Source organism: Streptomyces sp. OZ13, assembly GCF_052068155.1.
Classification (GTDB): domain Bacteria; phylum Actinomycetota; class Actinomycetes; order Streptomycetales; family Streptomycetaceae; genus Streptomyces.
The window spans coordinates 282,396-306,727 of sequence record NZ_JBQHCZ010000002.1 but is presented as its reverse complement, the minus strand read 5'-3'; the positions used below and the strand labels follow the sequence as shown (position 1 = coordinate 306,727).

At 70.4% G+C, this 24,332-nt stretch carries 25 protein-coding genes and 1 pseudogene; 14 read left to right on the top strand and 12 right to left on the bottom strand.

What is annotated here, in order from left to right; all coding sequences use genetic code 11:
• Nucleotides 1-46: 46 nt before the first annotated feature.
• Nucleotides 47-772, top strand: a complete 726-nt coding sequence (locus ACTMTU_RS05050; protein WP_441262225.1) for an alpha/beta fold hydrolase — start codon at nucleotides 47-49, stop codon at nucleotides 770-772.
• 97 nt (nucleotides 773-869) lie between these two features.
• Nucleotides 870-3,125, top strand: a complete 2,256-nt coding sequence (locus tag ACTMTU_RS05045) for an NB-ARC domain-containing protein (RefSeq protein WP_441262224.1) — start codon at nucleotides 870-872, stop codon at nucleotides 3,123-3,125.
• Nucleotides 3,126-3,234: 109 nt separating this feature from the next.
• Here ACTMTU_RS05045 and ACTMTU_RS05040 read toward each other — a convergent pair whose 3' ends face one another.
• Both ACTMTU_RS05040 and ACTMTU_RS05035 read right to left on the bottom strand, forming a co-directional pair.
• On the bottom strand, nucleotides 3,235-4,230 hold the full coding sequence (locus ACTMTU_RS05040; RefSeq protein WP_441262223.1) for an alpha/beta hydrolase: 996 nt from the start codon (nucleotides 4,228-4,230) through the stop codon (nucleotides 3,235-3,237).
• Nucleotides 4,231-4,379: 149 nt separating this feature from the next.
• The gene (locus ACTMTU_RS05035) at nucleotides 4,380-5,450 is read right to left on the bottom strand and encodes a helix-turn-helix domain-containing protein (protein ID WP_441262222.1); all 1,071 of its coding nucleotides are present in this window, start codon (nucleotides 5,448-5,450) and stop codon (nucleotides 4,380-4,382) included.
• Nucleotides 5,451-5,877: 427 nt separating this feature from the next.
• Here ACTMTU_RS05035 and ACTMTU_RS05030 point away from each other — a divergent pair, with 427 nt between their 5' ends.
• From ACTMTU_RS05030 to ACTMTU_RS05015, 4 genes are all read left to right on the top strand, one after another.
• A complete protein-coding gene (locus tag ACTMTU_RS05030; RefSeq protein ID WP_441262221.1) occupies nucleotides 5,878-6,714 on the top strand; it encodes an alpha/beta fold hydrolase in 837 nt (278 codons plus the stop codon).
• A gap of 151 nt (nucleotides 6,715-6,865) precedes the next feature.
• The gene (locus tag ACTMTU_RS05025; protein WP_441262220.1) at nucleotides 6,866-7,963 is read left to right on the top strand and encodes an LLM class flavin-dependent oxidoreductase; all 1,098 of its coding nucleotides are present in this window, start codon (nucleotides 6,866-6,868) and stop codon (nucleotides 7,961-7,963) included.
• Nucleotides 7,960-8,574 (top strand): FMN reductase, encoded by a 615-nt coding sequence (locus tag ACTMTU_RS05020; protein WP_441262219.1) that lies wholly within the window; start codon nucleotides 7,960-7,962, stop codon nucleotides 8,572-8,574. Before ACTMTU_RS05025 ends, ACTMTU_RS05020 begins: the two co-directional genes overlap by 4 nt.
• A 159-nt stretch (nucleotides 8,575-8,733) precedes the next feature.
• Complete coding sequence (locus ACTMTU_RS05015) at nucleotides 8,734-9,855, top strand: IS630 family transposase (protein WP_441262218.1); 1,122 nt, start codon at nucleotides 8,734-8,736, stop codon at nucleotides 9,853-9,855.
• A 29-nt stretch (nucleotides 9,856-9,884) separates the two neighbouring features.
• On the opposite strand, the gene ACTMTU_RS05010 is transcribed toward ACTMTU_RS05015, so the two are convergent.
• The gene (locus ACTMTU_RS05010; protein WP_352373571.1) at nucleotides 9,885-10,526 is read right to left on the bottom strand and encodes a hypothetical protein; all 642 of its coding nucleotides are present in this window, start codon (nucleotides 10,524-10,526) and stop codon (nucleotides 9,885-9,887) included.
• An 81-nt stretch (nucleotides 10,527-10,607) separates the two neighbouring features.
• Nucleotides 10,608-11,102 (bottom strand): DinB family protein, encoded by a 495-nt coding sequence (locus ACTMTU_RS05005; RefSeq protein WP_441262217.1) that lies wholly within the window; start codon nucleotides 11,100-11,102, stop codon nucleotides 10,608-10,610.
• Between the two features lie 379 nt (nucleotides 11,103-11,481).
• On the opposite strand from ACTMTU_RS05005, the gene ACTMTU_RS05000 reads away from it, so the two are divergent.
• Nucleotides 11,482-12,411: a S1 family peptidase gene (locus ACTMTU_RS05000; RefSeq protein ID WP_441262216.1), complete on the top strand. Its 930-nt coding sequence runs from the start codon at nucleotides 11,482-11,484 to the stop codon at nucleotides 12,409-12,411.
• Nucleotides 12,412-12,471: 60 nt separating this feature from the next.
• On the opposite strand, the pseudogene ACTMTU_RS04995 reads toward ACTMTU_RS05000, so the two are convergent.
• A pseudogene (locus ACTMTU_RS04995) lies at nucleotides 12,472-12,713 on the bottom strand (transposase); the annotation flags it as partial.
• Nucleotides 12,714-12,850: 137 nt separating this feature from the next.
• On the opposite strand from ACTMTU_RS04995, the gene ACTMTU_RS04990 reads away from it, so the two are divergent.
• From ACTMTU_RS04990 to ACTMTU_RS04970, 5 genes are all read left to right on the top strand, one after another.
• Nucleotides 12,851-14,131, top strand: coding sequence for a low temperature requirement protein A (locus ACTMTU_RS04990; protein ID WP_441262215.1), 1,281 nt, complete (start codon nucleotides 12,851-12,853; stop codon nucleotides 14,129-14,131).
• Between the two features lie 209 nt (nucleotides 14,132-14,340).
• A complete protein-coding gene (locus ACTMTU_RS04985) occupies nucleotides 14,341-14,583 on the top strand; it encodes a hypothetical protein (protein ID WP_441262214.1) in 243 nt (80 codons plus the stop codon).
• On the top strand, nucleotides 14,576-14,788 hold the full coding sequence (locus ACTMTU_RS04980) for a hypothetical protein (protein WP_441262213.1): 213 nt from the start codon (nucleotides 14,576-14,578) through the stop codon (nucleotides 14,786-14,788). Before ACTMTU_RS04985 ends, ACTMTU_RS04980 begins: the two co-directional genes overlap by 8 nt.
• Nucleotides 14,789-14,812: 24 nt before the next feature.
• Nucleotides 14,813-15,184: a hypothetical protein gene (locus tag ACTMTU_RS04975; protein WP_441262212.1), complete on the top strand. Its 372-nt coding sequence runs from the start codon at nucleotides 14,813-14,815 to the stop codon at nucleotides 15,182-15,184.
• 18 nt (nucleotides 15,185-15,202) lie between these two features.
• Nucleotides 15,203-15,538 (top strand): DUF6233 domain-containing protein, encoded by a 336-nt coding sequence (locus ACTMTU_RS04970; protein WP_441262211.1) that lies wholly within the window; start codon nucleotides 15,203-15,205, stop codon nucleotides 15,536-15,538.
• A 261-nt stretch (nucleotides 15,539-15,799) separates the two neighbouring features.
• Here ACTMTU_RS04970 and ACTMTU_RS04965 read toward each other — a convergent pair whose 3' ends face one another.
• The 5 genes from ACTMTU_RS04965 to ACTMTU_RS04945 form a co-directional block, all read right to left on the bottom strand.
• Nucleotides 15,800-16,765 (bottom strand): pirin family protein, encoded by a 966-nt coding sequence (locus tag ACTMTU_RS04965; RefSeq protein WP_441262210.1) that lies wholly within the window; start codon nucleotides 16,763-16,765, stop codon nucleotides 15,800-15,802.
• A 95-nt stretch (nucleotides 16,766-16,860) separates the two neighbouring features.
• On the bottom strand, nucleotides 16,861-17,805 hold the full coding sequence (locus ACTMTU_RS04960) for an AEC family transporter (RefSeq protein ID WP_441262209.1): 945 nt from the start codon (nucleotides 17,803-17,805) through the stop codon (nucleotides 16,861-16,863).
• A 208-nt stretch (nucleotides 17,806-18,013) separates the two neighbouring features.
• Entirely contained in the window at nucleotides 18,014-19,210 is a 1,197-nt protein-coding gene (locus ACTMTU_RS04955) for a glycoside hydrolase family 64 protein (protein ID WP_441262208.1), read from the bottom strand.
• A 279-nt stretch (nucleotides 19,211-19,489) separates the two neighbouring features.
• Nucleotides 19,490-20,272 carry a DUF899 domain-containing protein gene (locus tag ACTMTU_RS04950; RefSeq protein WP_441262207.1) on the bottom strand — a complete coding sequence of 261 codons (783 nt, stop codon included), beginning with the start codon at nucleotides 20,270-20,272 and terminating at the stop codon, nucleotides 19,490-19,492.
• A 264-nt stretch (nucleotides 20,273-20,536) separates the two neighbouring features.
• A complete protein-coding gene (locus tag ACTMTU_RS04945) occupies nucleotides 20,537-21,970 on the bottom strand; it encodes a dihydrolipoyl dehydrogenase family protein (protein ID WP_441262206.1) in 1,434 nt (477 codons plus the stop codon).
• A 118-nt stretch (nucleotides 21,971-22,088) separates the two neighbouring features.
• On the opposite strand from ACTMTU_RS04945, the gene trxA reads away from it, so the two are divergent.
• Nucleotides 22,089-22,484 (top strand): thioredoxin, encoded by a 396-nt coding sequence (trxA, locus tag ACTMTU_RS04940; RefSeq protein WP_441262205.1) that lies wholly within the window; start codon nucleotides 22,089-22,091, stop codon nucleotides 22,482-22,484.
• Nucleotides 22,485-22,621: 137 nt separating this feature from the next.
• Here the strand turns inward: trxA and ACTMTU_RS04935 are convergent, their stop codons facing one another.
• Nucleotides 22,622-22,891: a hypothetical protein gene (locus ACTMTU_RS04935; RefSeq protein WP_441262204.1), complete on the bottom strand. Its 270-nt coding sequence runs from the start codon at nucleotides 22,889-22,891 to the stop codon at nucleotides 22,622-22,624.
• A gap of 64 nt (nucleotides 22,892-22,955) precedes the next feature.
• Here ACTMTU_RS04935 and ACTMTU_RS04930 point away from each other — a divergent pair, with 64 nt between their 5' ends.
• Nucleotides 22,956-23,453 (top strand): type II toxin-antitoxin system PemK/MazF family toxin, encoded by a 498-nt coding sequence (locus tag ACTMTU_RS04930; protein ID WP_441262203.1) that lies wholly within the window; start codon nucleotides 22,956-22,958, stop codon nucleotides 23,451-23,453.
• Here ACTMTU_RS04930 and ACTMTU_RS04925 read toward each other — a convergent pair.
• Nucleotides 23,438-24,292, bottom strand: coding sequence for a TIGR02452 family protein (locus tag ACTMTU_RS04925; protein ID WP_441262202.1), 855 nt, complete (start codon nucleotides 24,290-24,292; stop codon nucleotides 23,438-23,440). The two genes, ACTMTU_RS04930 and ACTMTU_RS04925, sit on opposite strands and share 16 nt — an antisense overlap.
• Nucleotides 24,293-24,332: the final 40 nt, after the last annotated feature.

Sequence of the window (24,332 nt, the reverse complement as noted above, 5' to 3'; positions counted from 1 at the left end):
CCCGCATCCCAGACCCATCCCCAGTCACGCACCGAGGAGTTTTCGTATGTCCCGACACGCCCGCCCCACCGTCGTCCTGGTCCACGGCGCCTTCGCCGACGCCTCCAGCTTCGCCCGCGTCATCCCCGAACTGACCGCCGCCGGCCTGAAGGTGGTGGCTCCGGCGGTGCCCAACCGCAGCCTCGTCGACGACGCCGCGTACATCGCCTCGGTGATCCGCGCCGTCGAAGGCCCCGTGATCCTGGTCGGGCACTCCTACGGCGGCGCGGTCATCACCCTCGCCGGCACGGAGGACAACGTCCGCGCACTGGTGTACCTCGCGGGATATGCGCTGGAGGAGGGAGAGAGCCTGGGCGAGCTGCAGGGCCGCTTCCCCGACTCCGGTCTCGCCGACGCGCTCGTCTACACCCCGTTCCCGGTGGCCGGCTCCACCGAGACCGGTACAGACGTCTCGGTGGAGATCGAGAAGTTCCCCGCCCTCTTCGCGGCGGACGTCGACCCCGACCTCGCCGCGGTGCTCGCCGTCTCCCAACGCCCCCTGGCCGCACGTGCCTTCTCGGAGGCGGCGCCGGTCGCGGCGTGGAAGACCAAGCCCTCGTGGGGCCTGGTCGCCACCTCCGACCGGACCATCAACCCCGAGGTGGAGCGCTACGGCTACGAGCGCGCCGGCATGACCACCGTCGAGGTCGACTCCTCCCATCTGGTCATGCTCGCCCGGCCCAAGGCCGTGGCGGAGCTGATCCAGGACGCGGTCCGCTCCACGGCCCGCTGACCTGCGGCCCGGCACCGCGGTTGGTGCCGCCACCCTGCAGCTTTGCCCGCACAAGCACGCCGTATTCTTCCCTCGGGGCGGGGAGGAAAGAGGGGTTGTGTACGGGGAGAAGTCGTTCGGGGTCGTTCTGCGTGATCTGCGGCAGCGAGGCCGTTTGACGATGGAGGAGTTGGCCGAGGCGTCGGGCGTGAGTGTCCGCGCCATCGGCGACATGGAGCGGGGGCGCAGTCGGGTTCCGCAGCGGCGCACGGTGGTGGCGCTGGCGGAGGGGCTGGGACTCGCGGACGCGAAACGGGAGGCGCTGCTGGCCGTGGCGCGGGCGGCGCGTCCCACGCGCGCGGTGGCGGTGGCGGGGACGGCCGTGCCGCCACGATCGGTGGGGGACTTCACGGGGCGCGCTCCGCAGCTGGCGCTCCTGCGGGAGGCGGCGCAAGCGGCCCGTGCCGGCGAGGAGTTCTCGGTGTGGGTCGTCTCGGGTCCTCCGGGGTGCGGGAAGACGACGCTGGCGCTGCAGGCGGCAGCGGACCTGGCGGAAGAGTTCCCCGACGGGTGTTTCGTGGTGGACCTGCACGGCGTGGACGGCCCCGTGGACACGGGCGAGGCGCTGCTGAAGCTGCTGAAGGCCCTCGGCGTGTCGGACCGCCGGCTGGCGCATGAGGATTCGCAGGGTCGCGCGGGGCTGCTGCGGGCGCTGCTCGGTGACCGCCGGTGCCTGGTGGTCCTGGACAACGCCCGCGACGAGGGACAGGTCCGTGCGCTGCTGCCCACGGGCGGGGGAAGTCTGGTGCTGGTCACCAGTCGGCGGCCCCTGACCGGGCTGGAGGATGTCGGCCGCCTGGCGCTGTCGGAGATGGCGCAGGACGAGGCGGTCGATCTGCTGCGCCGGATCCTGGGCGAGGATCGGGCGGACGCGGAAGCCGAGGCGGTGGCGCGGGTGGCGGAGTTGTGCGGGCGTCTGCCGTTGGCCTTGCGGGTGGCGGGAAACTGGCTGACCGTCCGTTCCGGATGGACCGTCGACCACCTGGCCCGGCGCCTGGCCGACGAGGAACGCCGACTGGGCGCGCTCACCGCCGGCGATGTGCGCGTGGAGGCGGCATTCGAACTGTCCTACCGTCAACTGACCGCCCACGCGGCACGGATGCTGCGGCTGCTGAGTCTGGTTCCCGGGCCGGACATGACCGCTGCCTACGGCGCCGCTCTGACGGCGACCGGCGTCTTCGAGGCCGAGGACGTGATGGAGGAGCTCGCCGAGGCCGGACTGCTGCAGGCCACCTTCACCGGCCGCTATCAACTGCACGACCTGCTCCGGCTGTTCGCCCGCGACCGGCTGTCGCGCGAGGAGGAACCCGGCGAGCGGGAAGCAGCCGACGACCGGCTGCGCACCTGGCTGCTGGAGACGGCCGTTGTCGCCGGCCGCTGGTACAAGCCCAAGTACGGGGCGCCGCCGGCCTCCTGGCAAGGCCTGGTCCCGCTGGAGAGTGCCGAGCAGGCCCGTGCCTGGCTGCAGAGCGAAGCCCCCGCCTGGCTCGCCGCGCTGCGCAGCGCCGCCCACAGGGGTGAGCACACCCGGGTCGTGGAGACCGCACATGCCATGGAGTGGTTCTGCGACCTGTGGGTCCACTGGGGACACTGGCCCGAGGTCTTCCGCCTGGCCGGCGAGGCCGCCACCGCACTCGACGACCCGTACATGCAGGCTTTCCACCTCAACATGTACTCCTGGGCCCTCTCCTGCGAATCCCGGTACCGGGAGGCCGTCGAACGGGCCCAGGAAGCGCTGGACTGCGCCCGCCGTGCCCAGGACGCGTCCCAGCAAGCCTCGGCACTTGCGCAGGCCGCATGGGCCCAGACGGAGCTCGGCGAGGTCCGGGAGGCCGCCGACAAGTCTCTCGCCGCCATAGCCCTCTACGAGGAGGCCGACGACCGCGAGGGCTGGCTGGGTGCCATGTTCACCTACGGGTCCTCCTTGCGCCTGCTCGGCCGTGCCGAAGATTCCCTGATCCAGCACAAGCGCATCATCACCTTCCTGGACGCGCCCGACTGTCCCGTGAGCGGGCACCTCGCCGACATCTACCGTGCCAACACGACCCGTGCGCTCGGTCGCGGCTACGCCGTCCTGCACCTATGGCGCGAGGCCGCCGACCACTATCGCCATGCCGTGGTCCAGTCCCACCGCATCGGCATTCCCCACATAGAGGGCAGCACGCTCCTGCATCTCGGAGAGGCCCTGATCGAGCTGGGAGAAGGCGAGGAAGCCCGCTCCTGCCTCCGTCAGGCCCTCGCCTTCGGCGACGCGGCCGACAGCAAAGACCTGATGACCGCACAGAAGCTCCTGGACTCGCTCCCCGCCGAGTGACTGGCGACTGCCGCGTCGATGTGCCCTGGGCCCGGAATCCCGCGAGGGCTGCCGACCGCTCTGGTGATCACGGACCGATGTGCGGGTACGCCGGTCCTGGAGCGGGAGCTCAGCCGCGGTGCCGGTGCAGGGCGACGTGCACGGTGTCGAGGGCCTGGACGAGGGCGGCGTGGGCGGCGTCCGTGTCGCGCAGCGGATCGAGCACCATGAAGTCGTGGATCGTCCCGTGGTAGCGCATGGAGACCACCGCAACGCCGGCCGCTCGGAGCTTCGCCGCGTAGGCCTCACCCTCGTCGCGTACCACGTCGGCCTCACTGGTGACCACCAGCGCCGGAGGGAGCCCGGTGAGCTGCTCCAGGGAGGCCCGCAGCGGTGACGCGGTGGCCTGGCTCCGCTGCCGCACGTCGGGCAGGTACTGGTCCCAGAACCAGCGCATGGTCTCGCGGCCCAGGAAGTATCCCTTGGCGAACTCCTGGTACGAGGGGGTGTCGAAGTCGGCGTCGGTGACCGGGCAGAGCAGCACCTGCTGCAGCAGCCGCACTCCTCCGCGCTCCTTGGCGAGCAGGGTCAGCGCTGCCACCAGGTTGCCGCCGGCCGAGTCGCCCACGGCGGCCATCCGGCTTCCGTCCAGGCCGATTTCGCCGCCTCGCTCGCAAATCCACTTCGCGACCGCGTAGCACTGCTCGACGGCGACCGGATACTGCGCCTCCGGGGCGCGCTCGTACTCGACGAAGACCACGGCCGCGTCCGTGCCGAGGGCGAACGCGCGCACCAGACGTTCATGGGTGTCGGCGTCGCCCAGCGCCCAGCCCAGTCCGTGCAGGAACAGCACGACGGGGATCTCGCCGACGCTGTCGGCGGGCCTGACCACCTGCACCCGTACGTGACCGGTCGGCCCGCCCGGCAGTGCGAGCCAGTCCGTGGAAGTGGCTTCTTCGTCGAGAGGGTCGGGAGCGTCCTTCTCCTGGAGACGCGCAAGGTTCAGACGGGCCTGTTCCAGGTCCGGGTCGTGCGCCGACGGTGGGCAGGTGTGCCGAGCCACGAATGCTCGGGTGGGGTGGTCCAGGACCGGGCGCCGAGCGGACGAAGGGACGAAGGTGGTCACACACGGTCTCCTGCCGAGAGGGCCTGAAGCGAAAGGGTGGTTCGGAGCACCGGCCCTTGGTCGAGCGGCGGAAGGCGGTGCGGCGGCTGTCGGGCCGGGGCACCGCCGCAGCAGGCACAGGGCGGCCGGCGCGGCTCCGAGCGGGGACCTTACCCGCTGGACGGCATGCGGTCAGCCCCCTGCCGGTCGGTACCGTGGACATCGGCGGCGGCCTTTGGGACGGTCGAGGGCGCCGTGGTGACAGCCGGGGACCGCCCGCCGTCGTCCTGGGCGGTGCGCAGGTCGCGCCATTCACGGGGCGACACACCGTAGGCGGCGCGGAAGGCCCGGCTGAAGTGGGCAGGGTTGACGAAGCCCCACCTCTGGGACACGGCGGACACGGTGGGGGCTGTCCTGCCGCGGCGGGCCAGTTCACGGCCGCACTCCTCCAGACGCCGTTGCCGGATGAGCCCGCCGACGGTGGTCCCCTCGCCCTCGAACAGCCGGTGCAGGTACCGGACGGAGATCCGGTGCGTCCGGGCGATCTGCTCCGGTGTCAGGTCCGGGTCGCCCAGGTTCCGGTTGATGTGGTCCCGGACGCGCAGCATCAGATGACTCCGTGCGTCCGCGTCCGTGCCGCCCGGGTGGGCCCGCTCCGCAATCAGAGTGGCGAACAGGTCGACGACATTGCCGGCCAACCGGTCGACGACGGCCGGTGGGTAGCCGTCGGCCGAGGAGGAGGCCAGGGTGGCCAGGAACGGGAGCAGCATCGCGCCGAAACCGTCCCCGGTGCCGATGGCGTTGCCTGTGACCTGCCGGATGTCGCTGTCCGACACGCCCAGCGTGCGGCGCGGTAGTTGGAAGACGTGCGTGGCGAACCGCTGCGGATAGTCGAAGGAGTACGGCCGGGTCGTGTCGTACACCACCAGGTCACCCTCACCCACCTCGGCCCGCCGACCGTCCTGGACGAAGGTGGCCGTGCCGGATACCTGGACACCGACCGCCACCAGCGCCTCGGACGACCTGGCGATCAGCGCCGGCGTGCGGCTGACCCGCTCCGCGTCGGCCTCCATGGTGGAAACCTGGAGATATCCGAGGCGGTCGGTGGCGATCCGGCCGTCGAACGGCCCGTCGCCCCGGGGGGCGACCGTCATCGGCACCAGCGTCCTGCTCACCGCATCGTTCCAGTACGCGACCTTGTCCCGGTCCGGCACGGAGGCGGTCGTCAACACGAAGCTCAAAGTGCTCTCCGCTCAAGGGAAGTGACTCCGGGGCTGCGACGGGCGGGAACAGGACGCTGCGCCTCCCCGGAAGGCGGCGGCCGGTGCCCGTCAGGGCCGGACGGCTCGTCGTACGGGCAGCGACCTCGCTGGAGCGCAACCGGACCGCTTCGGCGGGGCCCGGGTTCCCGCCCGCACCGAACAGCCAAGCAGCAGGCCGTTTCTGTCTCCAGGCAGAACCACAGGCAGGAATCGCGGGAGCCGACGGGCACGTCCGGCGTGCTGCGCCGTCCGACTCGATCTGCTCCCGGGCGGGCAGAACGCTGCGCTCATGAGCAAGACGCAGTGCGTTGTGCGACAACAGGCGGCGCTTCCGCGACCGTAGCGTGGCGGCGTTCCGTACCCGCACCGAGGCGCGGACCGTCCCTTCGAATCGAGGAATCACCCCATGACGTACATCACCGTGGGCCACGAGAACACCACCCCCGTCGACCTCTACTACGAGGACCACGGCACCGGGCAGCCGGTCGTCCTCATCCACGGCTTCCCGCTCGACGGCCACTCCTGGGAGCGGCAGAGCGCCGCGCTGCTCGACGCCGGATACCGCGTGATCACGTACGACCGCCGCGGCTTCGGGCACTCCTCGCAGCCGACGACCGGCTACGACTACGACACCTTCGCGGCCGACCTGAACACCGTGATGGAGACCCTCGACCTGAACGACGCCGTCCTCGTCGGCTTCTCCATGGGCACCGGCGAGGTCGCCCGCTACGTGTCCAGGTACGGCTCCGGCCGCGTCGCCAAGGTCGCCTTCCTGGCCTCGCTGGAGCCCTGCCTGCTCAAGAGCGACGACAACCCCGACGGCGTGGCCCCGAAGGAGTTCTTCGACGGAGTCGTCGCCGCCGTCAAGGCCGACCGCTACGCCTACTACACCGCCTTCTTCAACGACTTCTACAACCTCGACGAGAACCTGGGCACCCGGATCAGCGAGGAAGCCGTCCGCAACAGCTGGAACACCGCGGCCCGCGGCGGCTCCTTCGCCGCATCCGCCGCTCCGTCGACCTGGTACACGGACTTCCGCGCCGACATCCCCGCCGTCGACGTCCCGGCCCTGATCCTGCACGGCACCGCCGACCGCATCCTGCCGGCCGAGGGCACCGCGCGCCCCTTCCACAAGGCGCTCCCGTCGGCCGACTACGTCGAGATCGAGGGCGCTCCGCACGGCCTGCTCTGGACCCACGCGGAGGAGGTCAACACCGCTCTCCTCGACTTTTTGGCGAAGTGACGCCCTACCCGCCGGTTCACACGCGGGTGAGCGCACCGCCCCGGGGAACCGGCTCAGCTGCCGCGTGGGTGGGGCCGGAACCCCGGCGTCACCCGGCCTTCCACGGCCCACGACCGCAGGATCCAGACAGGACCAGGAGAACAGGGACCCCATGCAGTTCGGCATATTCACCGTCGGGGACGTGACCCCCGACCCCACCGACGGCCGTACTCCGTCGGAACACGAGCGCATCAAGGCCATGGTCGCCATCGCGCTCAAGGCCGAGGAGGTCGGCCTGGACGTCTTCGCGACCGGCGAGCACCACAACCCGCCGTTCGTCCCGTCGTCCCCGACCACCCTGCTCGGCCACATCGCCGCCCGCACCGAGAAGCTGATCCTGTCCACCGCCACGACACTGATCACCACCAACGACCCGGTGAAGATCGCGGAGGACTACGCGACGCTCCAGCACCTGGCCGACGGCCGGGTCGACCTCATGCTGGGGCGCGGGAACACCGGCCCGGTGTACCCGTGGTTCGGACAGGACATCCGTCAGGGCATCAACCTCGCCAAGGAGAACTACGCGCTGCTGCGCCGGCTGTGGCGCGAGGACGTCGTGGACTGGGAAGGTACGTTCCGCACGCCCCTGCAGGCCTTCACCTCGACACCCCGGCCGCTGGACGGCGTCCCGCCGTTCGTCTGGCACGGATCCATCAGGTCTCCGGAGATCGCGGAGCAGGCCGCCTTCTACGGCGACGGCTTCTTCCACAACAACATCTTCTGGCCGGCCGACCACACCCGGCGGATGGTCCAGCTGTACCGGCGGCGGTACGCCCACCACGGCCACGGCCGTCCGGAGGACGCCGTCGTGGGCCTCGGCGGCCAGGTCTTCATGCGGAAGAACTCGCAGGACGCCGTAAGGGAGTTCCGCCCGTACTTCGACAACGCCCCCGTCTACGGCCACGGCCCGTCCCTGGAGGACTTCACCGAGCAGACCCCGCTGACGGTTGGCTCGCCCCAGCAGGTCATTGAGCGGACCCTCTCCTTCCGGGAGACCGTCGGCGACTACCAGCGCCAGCTCTTCCTTATGGACCATGCGGGGCTGCCCCTGAAAACCGTCCTGGAACAGCTCGACATCCTCGGCGAAGAGGTCGTACCGGTGTTGCGCAAGGAGTTCGCGAACGGACGGCCGGCCGACGTGCCCGACGCGCCGACGCACGCGGCGCGGGTCTCCTCCGCCGCGAGGCAGCCGGGAGTGAGCGCCGCGTGAAGCTGACCGTCGTCTCCGCGGGACTGAGCACGCCCTCCTCCACCCGTCTGCTCGCCGACCGGCTGTCCGAGGCGGCCCGAGACGATCTCGCCGACCAGGGCCACATCGTGTCGATCGAGGTCGTCGAATTGCGGGCACTTGCCGGCGACGTCGCCAATCATTTCGTGACCGGCTTCGCACCGCCGCGACTGGCCGCGGCGATCGACGCGGTGACGGCAGCCGACGGCCTGATCGCCGTGACTCCGGTGTTCACGGCCTCCTACAGCGGGCTGTTCAAGTCCTTCTTCGATGTGATCGCCCCCGACGCCCTTACCGGGCAGCCGGTCCTGGTCGCGGCGACGGGCGGTACCGCTCGTCACTCCCTGGTCCTGGAGCACGCCCTGCGCCCGCTCTTCGCCTATTTGCGCGCCGCCGTCGTCCCCACCGCGGTGTACGCGGCGTCCGAGGACTGGGGGTCAGGGGGAGACGAGTACACCGACGGCCTGCCCGCACGCGTCCGGCGGGCGGGCGGCGAGCTGGCCGCCCTCATGGCGGCCCGTCCGCCCCGGGCCGAACCCGTGGACGACGACGCCGCCCTCGAGCGGCAACTCGCCGACCTGCGCTTCGACTGAGGCCGGGGGTTCTGCACGCTCCGACTCCGACTCCGGCTCCGGCTCCGGCTCCGGCCGTGATCTCTGCCGGATCTAGTGCTCTGACCACATTGGTTCGCCGGGTTGGTGGTCGGGGCGGTTGGATGTTGCGTGACGTCCGATCCGAGTGCTGGGGGTGCGGTGGCTGAGCCTGTCCGCGTGCGCAGGTTGACCGACCAGGAGGGGCAGAAGCTGCAGCAGATCGTGCGTCGGGGCAGCACCAATTCGGTCCGCTTCCGACGCGCGATGATGCTGCTGGCGTCGGCAGGCGGGAACCGGGTCCCGGTGATCGCCCAGCTGGTGCAGGCCGACGAGGACACCGTCCGGGATGTGATCCACCGGTTCAACGAGATCGGCCTGGCCTGTCTGGACCCTCGGTGGGCGGGAGGCCGTCCCCGCCTGCTCAGTCCTGACGACGAGGACTTCGTTGTCCAGACGGCCACCACCCGCCCGACCAAGCTCGGCCAGCCCTTCACTCGCTGGTCCATCCGCAAACTGCTGGCCCACCTGCGGAAAGTCCATGGGCGGGTCATCCGCATCGGCCGCGAGGCGTTACGCCGTCTGCTCGCCCGCCGCGGCATCACCTTCCAGCGCACCAAGACGTGGAAGGAGTCCCCGGACCCCGACCGTGAGGCAAAGCTGGACCGGATCGAGGAGGTCCTGGACCGCTTTCCGGACCGGGTCTTCGCGTTCGACGAGTTCGGCCCGCTCGGCATCCGCCCCACCGGCGGTGCGGGCTGGGCCCCGGCCAGTCACCCCGAGCGGCACCCGGCGACCTACCACCGCACGCATGGCGTCAGGTACTTCCACGGCTGCTATTCGATCGGTGACGACACGCTCTGGGGCGTCAACCGCCGGAAGAAGGGCGCCGCGAACACGCTGGCCGCGCTCAGATCGGTCCGGGCCGCCCGACCGGACGGCGCCCCCATCTACGTCATCCTGGACAACCTGTCCGCCCACAAGGGCGAGACGATCCGCCGCTGGGCGAAGAAGAACCGCGTCGAGCTGTGCTTCACGCCGACATACGCGTCCTGGGCCAACCCCATCGAGGCGCACTTCGGGCCGCTGCGGCAGTTCACCATCGCCAACTCCAACCACCGCAACCACACCGTGCAGACCCGGGCCCTGCACGCCTATCTGCGCTGGCGCAACGCGAGTGCCCGTCATCCTGACGTGCTGGCAGCCCAGCGCCGCGAGCGCGCTCGTATCCGCAGCGAGAAGGGCATCCGTTGGGGCGGACGTCCCCTCGCCGATGCCGCTTGACCAGCCCGGCGGCCTTGCCCGGCCGGGTCCTAGCAGTAGCCGTCCACCCTGGTGCCGGCTGGAGCGAGGTTGGGCCAGGGCTGTCCTGTTCTGTCGGAGGCAGCGGACCGTAGGAGGTCAAGAATCGTGCAGCCCGGGTAGCCCCGAAAACTCGCGTAGGTGCCCCGGTAGTAGCAGCTCCAGTAGCTCACGACCCGCCGTTGAGTGCGCGCGAAGAAAGCAGGGTTGTCCACGAGGAACTGCCCGTAAGCGAGGTGGCCGCAGGTGCCGGGCGTGGCGAGATCACGGAGCTCATCGCAGATGACGACCAGGATCTCCAAGACGTACTCGCCAACCAGCTGCACGACGAAGGGGACGACCCATGGGTCCGTGGAACCAACGACCTTCTCCAGGTGGCGCTGCCTGACCATGCCGTCGCAGTGCCTTGAGTACAGGCAGTGCAGAAGCTGTTGTTGGCGCGACGAAAGCGACGCCACCCTGTCAGTTGGCGGCTCGTCGTTGTAGAGACGCCCGGGGATCAAAACCTGCTGGCCCTCGACAGCGACCGAGAACGAGGCATGCGGCTGGAGCCGAGAATCAGGCATCACCGCCAGAACTGCCTCGGCATCGCTTGCAAGCTCGGCTGGGAACGCCGTGATCAACGGATTGCTGCGGTCGGAAAGCGGCTGCACGAGCCGAGCATAGGCGGATGCCTCGGCCAGGTAGCTGGCATTAATGCCCCCACACCCGCCCAACCCGGCGAAGGTATGCGGTCAGAGCACGAGCATCTCGCGCAAGATGTCCAGGTGGCCGTTGTGGCGGGCCGTCTCCTCGGTGAGGTGAAGGAGGATCCAGCGCAGGTCGACATGGAGACCGTCGCGGACGGCTCGCTGGGCCTTCTTGTCCAGGCCGTTCCCGGCGACCAGTTCGCGGTAGTGGGCGCTCTGTTCGGCGTATTCGTCGAGCAACTGCGTGAGCGGGAAGTCGACGGCGATGCGCATCTCGCGGTCGGGGTCCTCCTCGGTCCAGGGGCCCCGGTCTTCCTCGCCGAGGAAGACCACCTGGAACCAGTAGTACTCGACCCAGCGAAGGTGGTTGATCACTCCACTCATGGTCATCAGCGGTGACCCCGGCAGGAGCGCCTTGTGGGCGTTCTCCGCAGAGATGCCATCACACTTGGCGCGGGCGGTGTCACGTGCGTAGTCGAGAAACGTGGTGAGCTGGGTGCGCTCGTCCCACGCGGGCGGCGTGTCGTCGATTCTTGTCATCGCGTGAAGCGTCCCCGATCACCGCGACCAGTGTCGAGGCATCTACTGACTTCGGCTCGTCGGGGTGACCTTCGGTGAAGTCGCTGATGAGATAGGAGTGTTGCCTGTATCTCGTGGTGTGCGGGGTATGCGGATGGGGGGCGGATGCTCGACCGCAACCGGCTCGAACGCCTCCAGTACTGCCCCAGCACCCTCAACGGCATCATCGCCGGAACCGGACTCACCCTCGACGACCCGACACCACCCTGCCCTCCCGCCCACCCCCCGGTCCAAGGGGGGCTGGCTACACCGTCCGGACTCCCGCTGCCCGGATGGTCCGGTGGATCACGGCCGGGCAGGCTGAACTCAGTACGGATCCCCCGAGCAAAAAGGACCCCCTGTGTTCAGCCGCCGCGCCACCCGCACCGTCGCCGCCACCGCCCTCGCCGCCGCAGCCTGTGCCTCCCTCACCGTCGGGAGTGCCAACGCCATCGTCAACGGCTCCGACTCCACCGAGAGTTACCCCTTCATGGCGGTGATCCCGGAATCCGCTCCGGAGCTAGGGCTGATCGACGGCAACTGCGGAGCCTCCCTCATCGACCCGCAGTGGGTCCTGACTGCGGCGCACTGCGTGAAGATGGAGGGCATGAAGCTGGACGGCATCGTCCGTGTCGGCAGCGACCAGCGGAAGTCCGGCGGTACGGTCCGGAAGATCGACCGGATCTTCGTCCACCCCGGCTACGTGAACGGCGACAACAAGGTCGCCAACAAGGACGACGTCGCGCTGATCAGGCTCGACAAACCGGTCGGCGAGCAGCCCATCAAGATCGCGAAGAAGCCGGGGAAGCCGGGCACGCCCACCCGCCTCATCGGTTTCGGCACCACCGTCGACGGGAAGTTCCAGTTCCCGAACCGGCTCCAGGAGCTGAACACCCGCAGGGGCGCCGAGTCCGAGTGCGCGCCCGGGTACGCAGACCGGACCCGGCTGTGCACGATCTCCACTGTGCCCAGGGCCATGGCGTGCTTCGGGGACTCCGGCGGGCCGCAGGTCCAGAAGGGCCGGGACGGCAAGTGGGAGCTGATCGGCGTCACCTCGGGCCCCGGCGTCCCGAACGTGCCGTGCACGGGCGGGCCCGGCCTCTACAGCAGCGCCCCCGCCTACACAGGCTGGATCGACAAGACCATGAAGAACAACGGCGGCAAGGCGCTCGCGGAGACCGGCACGAACGACAGCACCGCGGCGGTCGCCGCAGGTGCGGCCGGGCTGCTCGTCGCAGGTGGCGGTACGTTCGTCGGCCTGCGCCGACGAAAGGCCCGTACCCAGGCATGAGTTGACTTCCTTCGGCCAACTTGACACGCACCGTGACGAGGCTCTACTGGCTTCGGCTCGTCAGGGTGGGGTCGGGTCGTCGAGGGTGAGTCCGGTTCCGGCGATGAAGCCGTTGAGGGTGCTGGGGCGGTACTGGAGGCGTCTGAGCCGGTTGCGGACGAGCATCTCGAGACGGCCGAGGGCGACCACGGCCAGGTTGGCGAGGGTGCGCTTGACATGCGCCCACACCCATTCGACGGGGTTGAGGTCGGGCGAACGGCGGGCAGCAGGAACACCGTCAGCCACTCCCGCTGATCGATCACCCCCCCCCCCCGCATTCAGCGGGAGACGCCTGGTCTGGTCCCCGGTCACGCCCAGTGCCCTCCACCCTTGGAGCCGGGTGTGCTCGTGCCGTGGTGCGCGAGCGCACTGAGCGGAGATGTCGGAAATGATGGTGCGCATGAACGATCCCCAGCGCACCAGCAGGCCCGGCAGGCATGCCCTGTCGCGACGGCTGGTTCCGATGACCGGCCGTGACCCGGAAGAGCACGGGCGGGTCTCCTCACCACTGGAGTTGCTGTTCGACCTGACCTTCGTGGTCGCGGTCGGCACGGCGGCGTTCCAGTTCGCCGAGATGGTCGCCGAAGGGCATGCCGGGCAGGCGGTGGTCGCGTTCGTCATGGCGATGTTCGCGATCAGCGTCGCCTGGATCAGCTTCAGTTGGTTCGCCTCTGCCTTCGCCACCGACGACTGGCTCTACCGGGCCTTGACGATGGTGCAGATGATGGGCGTCGTCGTGTTCTCGCTCGGCCTGCCCGCGATGTTCCACTCCGTCGAGGAGGGGGGTCACCTCGAACTGCGCGCCATGGTCATCGGCTACGTCGTGATGCGGATCGCGATGGTGCTTCAGTGGTGGCGCGCCGCCCGGCAGTCCCCGTCGTTCCACGACGTCGGCATGGCCAACATCCGCTGGACGGTGATCGTCCAGGCCGGCTGGATCGTCGTGGCCTTCGTCCATCTGCCGATCGCCGCCGTCTTCGTGGCGTTCGGCGTCCTGGGCGCCCTCGAACTCGTCCTGCCGGTCCTCACCCAGCGCTCCGCGGGCGGCACGCCCTGGCACCCGCACCACGTCGCCGAACGGTACGGACTCTTCGCGATCATCACGCTCGGCGAGGGCGTCGTCGGCACCGTCGCCTCCTCCGGCGACCTCCTGGGCGGCAGCGACGGTACGCACTGGACCTGGAACTCGATCGCCGTCGTCATCGCCGGCGTGGGCCTGACCTTCGGCATGTGGTGGATGTACTTCATGACGCCGTTCGGCGACATCCTGGCGCACCGCCGCGGCCGCGGGTACCTCTTCGGGTACGGCCACATCCCCCTGTTCATCGGCGTCGCCGGAGCCGGCGCGGGCCTGCACGTGGCGGGCCTGTACATGGAGCACCACGCCAAGATCTCCGGCACGGCCGTCGTCCTCGCACTGGCCCTTCCGGTCGGCCTCTACCTCCTCATGGTCTATCTGCTGCACACGCTCCTGCTGTCCGCGGCCGACCCCTTCCACCTGCTCCTGATCTCCCTCACCCTCGCCGTGCTGCTCGCCGCTGTCCTGCTGGCCGCCGCCGGCGTGGCCATCGCGGTGTGTCTGCTCGTGGTCATGCTCGCGCCGTTCGTCACCGTGATCGGCTACGAGACGATCGGCCACCGGCACCAACAGCACATGGTGGAAGCACTCGGTACGCAGTAGGCCGGGCACTGTCTCCCGGACAGGACGCCGGCGGGGCGGAGCGGGGCGCCGTCCTTGCCGATCTCGACCACCGTGGCACCCTGTTGAGCGCGGAGCTGCTGAACGAGCTTCTCGTCCGAATGCGCGGGCGTCCAGCGCACCGGCCACCTGCCGCCGTGCCGGGTGTGTCCGGCGTGCACAGTAAATCGAACACGTGTTTTACTGCGGGTATGGCGCGACCGACGTTCCCCGATGACTTGATGCAGGTCCAGCGTGAGTGGGACCGCGTCTACCGGGCGCTCGCCGAGCCGCGCCCCCACGGCGCGGCGGAGCTGCGCCGACGCCTGCTGCAGTTGTCGGCGCGGATCTTCACCGACCCGCATCTGGGCACGAACCGGCCCAGCACCGGGTGGGCGGAGCTGCGCCACCAGGCGCGCCGCCGCGAGGGCAAGGAGGCGGGGCGGCATGGGTGACTTCACCGAGCGGCAGGTGCGCATCCTGCGCTGGATGCGCACCTACGTGGCCGTGAACGGCGAGGCGCCGTCGCTGCGGGAGATCGCTGCCGGTGCCGGGCTTTCGTCGCCTTCGAGCGTGCTGTACCAGCTGAAGCGGCTCGAGGCGGTGGGGGCGGTCCAGCGCCGGGGTGAGGCCCGCCGGCGGGCCTGGCTGGCGTGCTGAACATGATCGAGCAGGAGGGTTGTCATGGCTGAGAGACAGTTCCCGGAGGATCTGCGTGCCGCGCAGGTCCGTCTGCACCAGGCGACGGCTGAGCTGGCCGCGCTGTGCCGCACCCTGCCGTGGAGTGTGGAGCCGATGCCCGGACGGCCCGGCACCGAGCACCCGCACACCGGTGAGGTCACCGGCGGCCGCGAGGACAGCCCCGGCTGGAGCGAAGAGCAGAAGCAGACGGTGAAGCGGCTGAGGATGGAGTGCACCGACCTGTCCATCCGGATCACCACCCACTCGTACTGGGCGACGCTCGAGGAGCAGCGGGTGCAGGAGGCCCGCAGCGCACTGAAGGCGGTCACCCGCCCGTCCCCGACGCCCGCGGTCGATGTCGCCCGGGCCGCCTGAACCCACCCGGCGACCGTCATGTCCGACCTTCCGCCCGACCTTCCGAGACTGCGCACCCTGGAGCACTGGCTCACCCTCAGCCTCGACCGGGTCCGTGAGCGGATCAGCTTCCTCGAGCAGCGGCAGCGCGAGCACGCGCACGGCGCCGCCGTCCGCCCGCCCGTGCCCGACTGGGTCATCGAGACCGGGATAGGACAGCGCCGCGAACCGCTCTACGTGCACGTCGGCGGCTGCCACATGGCCGGCAAACGGCAGCACCCCGTCGACCGCGCCCAAGCCATCCGCGCCCTGACCGACGGAGTGGAAGCCTGCGCCCACTGCCGACCGGACACCGCACTGCACCTCTTGGACTGACAGGGCAGCCGACCCTCCCCCGCGGGAGGCCGATCAGGTCATGCAGAGGCGAGGGGGCTCTCTGACTGTGACGTCCGGCGACCACCACGCCCTTGACGTGCAAGCGGTCAATCGTTTCGTTTCAAGGCGCATGCCGGATTCACGACGCAATCAGAGCTGAAGCGGCTCGACGCTTCTCGCGTATCGGAGTGATCTACATGCCCGCTTTCGCTACCCCGGACGCCAGCTCCGCCCGAGGCCGGTTCAGGTGATTGCCCGAGCTCATCGCACCCTTCCCCGCGCCTTCAGCGGCGTCGCAGGCAGCTCCGGGGCCGGCAGCGGAGGGCCGTCGTAGCCCTTCACCTCGCCGAAGCGGGTGCCGTTCATCCAGTCCTCTCGGGCCTGAGCGACCTCCTCATGCGACCGTCCGATCCAGTTCCAGAACATCACGATCTCCTCCCCGAACGGCTCGCCGCCCAGCAGCAGCAGGCCCGCGTCCGAGTCGGCGCGCAGGGGCAGTTCGGAGCGGCCGCAGCCGAGGTAGAGCATCGAGCCGGGAAGTACCGGAACGCCGTCGACGTGGGCCTCGCCGGACATGGAGAGCACGGCGTACTCGAAGTCCGGGTCGAGCGGCAGGCGCGCCTCGGCTCCCCGGGTGAGGGTGATGTCCGCCCCCACGAGGGGCGTGTACGTCGTACCGGGTGAGGCCGTTCCGTCGAGGCTGCCGAGGATCACCGTGGCGCTCAGACCGGCGCCGGTGACCTCCGGGAGTTCCGTGTGATGCTGGAAGTGCGGCTCGATACCGCGGTGTTCGGCGGGGAGCGCCACCCACAGCTGGGCGCCGTGCAGGAAGCGCGCGTGCGGACGGGGGCTCTCCTCCGAGTGGCTGATCGCCCGCCCTGAAGTCATCAGACCGAGCTCCCGGGGGCGGATGGTGGCCAGCGCCCCCGTGCTGTCGCGGTGCAGTACCTCGCCTTCGTGCAGCCAGCTGACGGTCTGCAGACCCATGTGCGGATGCGGCGGCACCTGCATGCCCGGCTCGTCGGCGATGTCGTCGGGGCCGTAGTGGTCGACGAAGGCCCAGGCGCCCACCATCCGCCGCCCGAGGTTGGGCAGCAGCCGGCGGACCTCGGTGGACTCACCGAGCTGCACGCGGCGGGGGCTGAGGAGCTCCCTGACGGGCTCGGCGACGACGAAGCCACGCCCGCCGCATACGGAGAGGGTGGCCTGACGATCGAGATTGCTCATGGGGTCCAACCTATTGCGGTGCGGGCGCCCCGGGTCCCCCTTCCGCGCCCCGATTCCCGCGGAACGTCCTCAGGCCGTCCGTCACGGCCTGCCGCTCACGCGAGAAGCCAGGTGATCAGCGACAGGGATCCCATGGAGAACAGGGTGCTCAACACGACGGCGTCCCTGACGAGTCGGGTGTCGAGCCGATACTGCGATGCGAAGATGAAGGCGTTCTGGGCGGTCGGCAGGCCCGCGCAGAGCACCACCGCGAGCAGGTCGTCGCCCTCGATGCCGAGCCACCATCGGGCCAGGGCGTAGGCGAGCAACGGCTGGACGACCGTTTTGAGGAGGACGAGGACGTGTCGCTCCGCACGCCCGGCGGACACGGCGTCCTCCAGGACGGTGGTGCCGGGCTCCGTGGCGCGGGAGTCGAGGGACATGCCCAGCGCGAACAGCGCCGCCGGGACCGCCGCGCCGCCGAGCATCTGGGCGGGCGCGGTCACGGCCTCCGGCAGTGGCACACCGAGTACGGACACCGTCACCCCTGCCGCCGACGCGGTGATGATCGGGTTGCGCAGCGGCAGCCACAGGAAGCGGCTCCGGCCGTCGGCGCCGCGGCCCGCGTCGAGGTCTATCAACGTCAGGATCAGAGGGGTCACGAACAGCGTCTGGAACAGGGCTGCCGCGACCACGAACGAGGCGTCACCCAGCACATGTACGGCCACGGGGATGCCGAGGTTGGCGGAGTTCACGTAGGCGCCCGCCATGGCGCCGATCGCCCGGTCCGCGCGTCCGCGGTGGAAGACCCATCGGCCGATCAGCAGGCCGAGGGCGAGCATGATGAGCACACTGACGGCGAAGACCGCCACGCCGGGGCTGAGGAGCTTGGACACGTCGGCCCGCGCCAGTGTCACGAACAGCAGCGCGGGCATGGCGAACGCGAAGGCGAACCGGCCCAGCACCGACTGGGCCTGCTTTCCGAGTACGTCGAACCGGCCGGCCGCCCAACCGACGGCGGTGATCGCCCAGATGGGCAGAAAGCCGGAGAGCACGGTCACCGGATCAGCATGCCCGACGGTGATCAAGACCTCTCCGCCGCCCCCGGGCAGGCCCGGTTCCGGGGGCGACGAAGTTCGAGGAACGGTGGGACTTCGGGACGGTGGACCTATGAAGGCGGACCTCCGGGGAGTCCGATCGACCGGGGGTCACGGGTGCGGCCGTAGTCCCGGTGCGCGTCGTACCAGCGTCGGGCGGGGTTGATTCCCGTCAGTTGAACGGGTCCAGCGTGACGTACGCCGTCTGCGGATTGCCGTCGTGCACCAGTGACTCGTGGGCGCCGACGTCGTCGAAGGCGAAGGCGTACGCCTTGCCGTCGGCCATCTGAGCGTGGATCTTGCGGGCGTAGTGGTTGGTGACGACGTCCCGGTAGAAGTTCGCGGAACCGGTGTCCGGCTGGTTGGGGTTGACCAGCAGCGTCGAGCGGTTGAAGCCGGCGCACAGGGTGCGCGAGATCGGGCCGCGCACCTGGTCGTTGGGCGCGTCGAGCCGCTTGTAGCACCCGAAGACACTGTCGGAATCCGGCTTCTGGAACGAGGTGACGACGGTCCCGGAACCGTTCGTGAAGTTCATGACCCCGCCGGAGACCCGGCCGTAGTACTTGATCCCCGGCTGGTGGGCGAAGGGCGTGACCGTGAGGGTCGAGGTCGTGTACTTGTTCCACACGCGGTTGATGTAGTCGTCCATGATGTTCGCCGGCAGCGCGCCGGCCTCGATGCCGTGGCCGGGGGCGAGGGCGCGCAGGACGGTGCCGTCCGCACGGGTCTGGATGAGGTTCGCCCAGCCGCCGGGCTGACCGCGCAGCGCGTTGTAGAAGCCGTTGTAGCCACCGGGTTTGAGGTGGCCGGTGTTCTTGACCGTGCCGTCGGCGGCCTGGACACCGACCGCGTAGGGGGCGGAGAACATGTCCACCTGTGTGCTGTTGATCCACAGGCCGGAGTCGTTGAGTGTGTACTCCGACCAGTTGAAGAGGATGTTGCGGTTGGGGTCGCCGGGATTTTGCACCGCGGGCTGCACGAGGCCGCCGGTGGTGAGCTTGAAGACGAGCTTCTGCCCGTACGAGAAGTAGATCCGCCCGGAGAACTTGGGCATCCGGATCGTGACGGAACGTCCGGACGCGGGGCCGGCGATCGACGCGTCGGGGGCCGGGGTCGGCGGGTTGCCGCCGGCGGGCCAGGGATGGAACGTGCCGCTCGCGTCGGCCCAGCCCTGCCGGCCGGTGCTGAGCTCCGTGCCGAGGTTGTAGATGTAGACCGGCTCGCTGCGGCCCGAGTTGTTGGTGAACTTGAGCGGGATGGTCGCGGGCACCGCGGCTTCCGCCGTCGCGGTGGGCCCGGTGGCGGTGACGCCGGCGGCGCACAGCAGCGCGGTGAACGCCAGCGCCAGTAACTTCCGTGGGACAGGCACGCTCCACCTCCTCCTGATCGGATCCTCGACGGATCCCTGTCGGATCGTCGTCGGATGCTGGTCGGATGGCGTCACGATCCCTGGCGGGACTTCTCGAAGGTGAAGTCCCGGCCCGAAGGACGGACGCTTGAGAGCGCTCTCAGAATCGGCCCGCGCCGGACCGCCGTCAAGAATTCGTGCAGGAGTTGTCACGTCCGGAGGTGCCGCCCCAACACCGGACACCTGTGCCGACGCGGGGCGGCGGCCCCGGCGGCGGTCCGGACGCGGCGCGGAAGCGCCTCAGTGGTGGTCGCCGTGCCGGCCGAGGGTCTCCACGGGGGTCGCGCCGGGACGGGTCCACTGCGGCACGGGGCGGCTGGTCGGCCCCCAGGTGGGGTTCCCGTCCGCGTCCGAGCGCCAGTACCAGCACGGGCTGTACCCCTCGGGCCGGCCCTCGGGGTTGTCCTCCCACGCCTCGCCGCGGCCGTAGGGCGTCATGTCGAGAAGGCCGAGGGACCCGTTGACCGGCTCATTGCCACGGCCCGTCGTGGAGTAGGTGAGGAACACGCGGTCGCCGTCGCGCAGGAAGCAGGTGAGGTAACCCATTTCGCCGCCGACCGGCGCGTCCACGTCGCGCACGGAGTACCAGGGCTGGGTGTAGCCCATGAACTCGACGTACGCGGCCACCTCGTCCCACCGGCCCGTGGTCACGATGGCGAACGAGACGCCGCGGGCGTTGAGGTAGACGGCGTCCTTCATGTGCCAGGCCGTGGTGGTGCAGCCCTCGCACTGCCCCTGATGGGGGGCGCCGTCGTACCACATGTGCTTGTAGACCACGAGTTCGTCGCGGCCCTGGAACAACTCCAGGAACGGGACCGGGCCGTCGGGTCCGACGACCTCGACCGTCCCGTCGAACTCCACCATCGGCAGCCGGCGACGCGCCGCGGCCAGGGCGTCGCCCTCACGGGTGTGGGCCTTCTCGCGGACCAGGAGTTCGTCACGGGCGGCCTGCCAGGTGGCCAGGTCGGCGACGGGCGGGCGGCCGGGCAGCGCGGCGCTCGGGTCACTCGGCGTGGTCGTCATCGGGTCCTCCGTGGTGTCTCGTGCCGGACTGCGTCGTACGGCGTCCTGCGACGCCCACCGGAAAAGACTCCTGAGCCGGCCGGAACTCATCGCGGCAGGGCCGGCCTCGGCCGGGCCGACGCGGGAGCCGACAAGAGGACGAGCCGACGCGCGGCCGAGCCGTCGCACGGACGGACGGTCGCGGAGTCGCTCTGCCAACGGCTCGGGCCGGCAGAGCGACGACGCCGCCCTGCCGGCCCCGGCACGCGCACTCGCGTGCCCTCCTCAGCCCGCCCGGTACGTCTCCAGCAGCCGCAGCCAGATCTCGCTGATGGTCGGGAAGGACGGAACCGCGTGCCACAGCCGGTCGATGGGCACTTCCCCGGCCACCGCGATCGTGGCCGAGTGCAGCAGTTCGCCGACGCCCGCGCCGACGAAGGTGACGCCGAGCAGGATCTCGCGGTCGAGGTCGACGACCATGCGGGCGTGTCCGCGGTAGTTCTCCGCGTACAGTCCGGCGCCCGCGACGGAGGCGAGGTCGTAGTCGACGGCGCGCACCCGGTGTCCTGCCCCTTCCGCCTCCGCGAGCGAGAGGCCCACGGCCGCTGCCTCGGGGTCGGTGAACACCACCTGCGGCACGGCCGCGTGGTCGGCCGTCGCGGAGTGGGCGCCCCAGCGGTCGGTCTCCAGCAGCGGGACCTGCTGCGCCCTGGCGGCGATGGCGGCTCCCGCGACCCGGGCCTGGTACTTGCCCTGGTGGGTCAGCAGCGCGCGGCGGTTGACGTCGCCGACCGCGTACAGCCAGTCCGTGCCCTGCACGCGGCAGCTGTCGTCGACCGTCAGCCACGAGCCCGGATCCAGTCCGACGGTCTCCAGTCCGATGTCGTCGGTGCGCGGGGCGCGGCCCGTCGCGATGAGCACCTCGTCGGCCTCGACGCGCTCGCCGTCGCCGAGGACCAGGGTGACGGGTCCGGCGCCGCCGGGCCGTTCGACGGCGGTGACGTCGGTGTCCGTCCGGATGGTGACGCCGGCCTCCCTGAGGCCTTCCGCCACGTGCTCGCCGACGAAGGGTTCCATCCGTGGCAGCAGGCCGCCGCCGCGGACGAGCATGGTCACCTGCGAGCCGAGTGCCTGCCAGGCGGTGGCCATCTCCACCCCGACCACTCCCCCGCCGACGACCGCGAGCCGGCCCGGTGCCTCGCGGGCGCTGGTGGCCTCGCGGCTCGTCCACGCCTTCGCTCCGGCGAGGCCGGGGATGTCGGGCAGTACGGCGCGGCTGCCGGTGCTCACGACGACGGCGTGCCGGGCGGTCAGTGAGTAGTGCTCGCCCTCCGGCCCGTACGCCACCACCTTCCTGGGGCCGTGGAGGGCTCCTTTGCCCCGGTAGACACGGGCGCCGATGGAATCGAGCCAGGCCAGTTGCCCTTCGTCGTTCCAGTGGGCCGCCTGTTCGTCGCGGCGGGCCAGTACGGCCTTGCTGTCCAGCGGACCCTGCACGGCTGCGCTCGCGCCGGGCAGTCTGCGGGCGTCGGCCCGCGCGATCACCGGGCGCAGCAGCGCCTTGCTCGGCATGCACGCCCAGTAGGAGCAGTCACCGCCGATGAGTTCGCTCTCGACCACCGCGGTGCTCAGTCCCGCCGCTCTGGTCCGATCAGCCACGTTCTCCCCGACAGGGCCCGCGCCCAGCACTACGACGTCGTACTCCACAGCATGGGTCATAGGGCCAGTCTGATCCGGGGTGTGCGTCCTGGCCACATGGGCAGGGGCAGGAATAGCACGGCCCCGGGCACCGTTGTGCGGGGCGAGTCCCCCGGACCTCAGGAAGAGGTAGCACGTCATGAGCACCGTTGAGCTCACCAAGGAAAACTTCGATCAGGTCGTCACCGACAACGACTTTGTCCTGATCGACTTCTGGGCTTCCTGGTGTGGTCCTTGCCGCCAGTTCGCGCCGGTCTTCGAGGGCGCGTCGGAGCGTCACCCCGATCTGGTGTTCGCGAAGGTCGACACCGAGGCGCAGCAGGAGCTCGCGGCTGCCTTCGAGATCCGTTCGATCCCGACTCTGATGATCGTGCGCGAGAACGTCGCGGTCTTCGCCCAGCCCGGTGCGCTGCCCGAGTCGTCCCTCGAGGACGTCATCGGCCAGGCGCGCGCGCTGGACATGGACGCGGTCCGCAAGTCGATCGACGAGGCCGCCCAGAAGAGCGCCGCCGAGGGTGGCCAGGCAACCGCCTGACCGTTCCCGTGCGCAGATCCCCGCACACGTCCGGCCGGGGTCCGGCCCGATTCCTCGGGCCGGACCCCGGCCGTTCGCGTTTCGCGCACCGGCGCGGCCGTCGGTGCGGGGCGGGAGCGCATGCTCGAAGGGCGGCGCTACGCCTCCCCCGCGTCCACCACCCGCGCCACCAGTCCCAGCGACAGTTCCGCGCCGTCCACCAGCAGGGCCTCGACCGCGCGGGTCTCCGGGTCGATGTCGACCTCGACGCCGTCGCCGACGTAACGCGGGAAGCCCGACGCGCCCAGCTCTCCCGTGTAGTCCACGACGGCGGAGCGGATGACATCCTCGGGGAGCGTGGCGGGATCGTGCCCTTCGACATGTTCGGGGACCACGATGATCCCGAAGCGCTGCGGTTGTGTGTTCATGCAGGCGACGCTAGACACCCACCGCCGCGCCCGCATGTCGCCCGGTGGGCACTACCGTGACCGGATGACGCATTCCACCGCCCCTTCGCCCGGCCCGCGGGGACCGCACGGCTCCACGCGCTCCGACGTCTTTGTCCATTCGCCCGGCAGCAGCGGCCCGGCCGCCACCACCGAGGCCGATCCCCTCCGCGCCGGGCCGGTCCGCACCTCGTACGCGCCGGACCGGGACGGCGATCCGGATCCGGGCGAGATCGTCTGGACGTGGGTGCCGTTCGAGGAGAACGACGGCCGCGGCAAGGACCGGCCGGTCCTGGTCGTGGCCAGGGAGGCGGCCGGCACGCTGCTGGCCGTCCAGCTGTCCAGCAGGCGCCACGACCACGACCGGGAGTGGGTGCCGATCGGTGTGGGGCCGTGGGACGGCGCCGGACGCGAGTCGTGGGTGGATCTGGACCGGGTGCTGCGGGTGCACGAGACGGGGATGCGCCGTGAGGCGTCCGCGCTGGACCGGGCGCGGTTCGACCGTGTGGTGCGGCGGCTGCGGGAGCGCTACGGCTGGAGCTGAGCCCCGGCGGCGCCGGTCCGGTCGGCGAAGGCACGTCGGAACGCGGCGAGCGTCGGCGAGGTGCCTGCCCGGTCGAGCACGGCGAAGACGATCTCCTCGAAGTGGCCGGCGAACCGGCCGCCCCCGGTCAGCAGGGCGTGGAAGGCGCCGGCGACGGCTGCGGGGTCGTTGCGGAAGACGCCGCAGCCCCAGGCGCCGAGCACGAGACGGCGGTAGCCGCCGGTCACCGCGGTCTCCAGGACCCGTTCCGCCCGTGACGCGAGCGCGGCGGGGATGCGGTGGACCTCGCCCGGTGTGCGGAGTGCGACGACTCCCGCGTTGGGTGCGGGAGAGGTGAGGAAGCCGACCGTGAACGGCTGCTCCAGCAGCCGCCCCCGGTCGTCGCGGAAGACCGGCACACCGGGCGAGAGAATCACCCGGTCGGTGTAGAAGACGCTGCGTTCCGACCGGTGGTGCTCGTAGAACTCGGGCACGCGCAGCAGCGTGGCGTACAGGGCGGACGCCCGGCACAGAGCTTCCTCCTGGGCCTGCGCGCCGTTGAGGTAACCGCCGCCGGGATTACGGGCGGAGGCGAAATTCAGGACGGCGACCGGCCCCTCCCCGGCGCCGGTGAGCCGCCGGGCGGCCTCGGTGCTGCTCTCGCCCGTGACCTCGAAGCGGGTGATCCGGTCCCTGTCCGGTGAGACGGCCAGGGGCTCCGGTCCGTACATCCGTGTGCCCGCCAGTGCGGTGGCGAGCTGCTGACCGATCCGTACCTCGCGTCCGTCAGGAAGGCGGTACCCCCCGGCCCCGACGATCTCCTCGGTCTGCTTGGCGATTCCCCGTAGTCGTGCACTCATGCCCGACATCATCGGGAACCCCAGGTGACGGCGGCAAACA

What these genes read in the sequence shown, in the direction of transcription:
- ACTMTU_RS05050 (WP_441262225.1), top strand. Translation starts at nt 47, where the DNA reads ATGTCCCGACACGCCCGCCCCACCGTCGTCCTGGTCCACGGCGCCTTC.
- ACTMTU_RS05030 (WP_441262221.1), top strand. Translation starts at nt 5,878, where the DNA reads ATGACGTACATCACCGTGGGCCACGAGAACACCACCCCCGTCGACCTC.
- ACTMTU_RS05025 (WP_441262220.1), top strand. Translation starts at nt 6,866, where the DNA reads ATGCAGTTCGGCATATTCACCGTCGGGGACGTGACCCCCGACCCCACC.
- ACTMTU_RS05005 (WP_441262217.1), bottom strand. Translation starts at nt 11,102, where the DNA reads ATGACAAGAATCGACGACACGCCGCCCGCGTGGGACGAGCGCACCCAG.
- ACTMTU_RS04990 (WP_441262215.1), top strand. Translation starts at nt 12,851, where the DNA reads ATGAACGATCCCCAGCGCACCAGCAGGCCCGGCAGGCATGCCCTGTCG.
- ACTMTU_RS04985 (WP_441262214.1), top strand. Translation starts at nt 14,341, where the DNA reads ATGGCGCGACCGACGTTCCCCGATGACTTGATGCAGGTCCAGCGTGAG.
- ACTMTU_RS04980 (WP_441262213.1), top strand. Translation starts at nt 14,576, where the DNA reads ATGGGTGACTTCACCGAGCGGCAGGTGCGCATCCTGCGCTGGATGCGC.
- ACTMTU_RS04975 (WP_441262212.1), top strand. Translation starts at nt 14,813, where the DNA reads ATGGCTGAGAGACAGTTCCCGGAGGATCTGCGTGCCGCGCAGGTCCGT.
- ACTMTU_RS04970 (WP_441262211.1), top strand. Translation starts at nt 15,203, where the DNA reads ATGTCCGACCTTCCGCCCGACCTTCCGAGACTGCGCACCCTGGAGCAC.
- ACTMTU_RS04965 (WP_441262210.1), bottom strand. Translation starts at nt 16,765, where the DNA reads ATGAGCAATCTCGATCGTCAGGCCACCCTCTCCGTATGCGGCGGGCGT.
- ACTMTU_RS04950 (WP_441262207.1), bottom strand. Translation starts at nt 20,272, where the DNA reads ATGACGACCACGCCGAGTGACCCGAGCGCCGCGCTGCCCGGCCGCCCG.
- ACTMTU_RS04945 (WP_441262206.1), bottom strand. Translation starts at nt 21,970, where the DNA reads ATGACCCATGCTGTGGAGTACGACGTCGTAGTGCTGGGCGCGGGCCCT.
- trxA (WP_441262205.1), top strand. Translation starts at nt 22,089, where the DNA reads ATGAGCACCGTTGAGCTCACCAAGGAAAACTTCGATCAGGTCGTCACC.
- ACTMTU_RS04935 (WP_441262204.1), bottom strand. Translation starts at nt 22,891, where the DNA reads ATGAACACACAACCGCAGCGCTTCGGGATCATCGTGGTCCCCGAACAT.
- ACTMTU_RS04930 (WP_441262203.1), top strand. Translation starts at nt 22,956, where the DNA reads ATGACGCATTCCACCGCCCCTTCGCCCGGCCCGCGGGGACCGCACGGC.
- ACTMTU_RS04925 (WP_441262202.1), bottom strand. Translation starts at nt 24,292, where the DNA reads ATGAGTGCACGACTACGGGGAATCGCCAAGCAGACCGAGGAGATCGTC.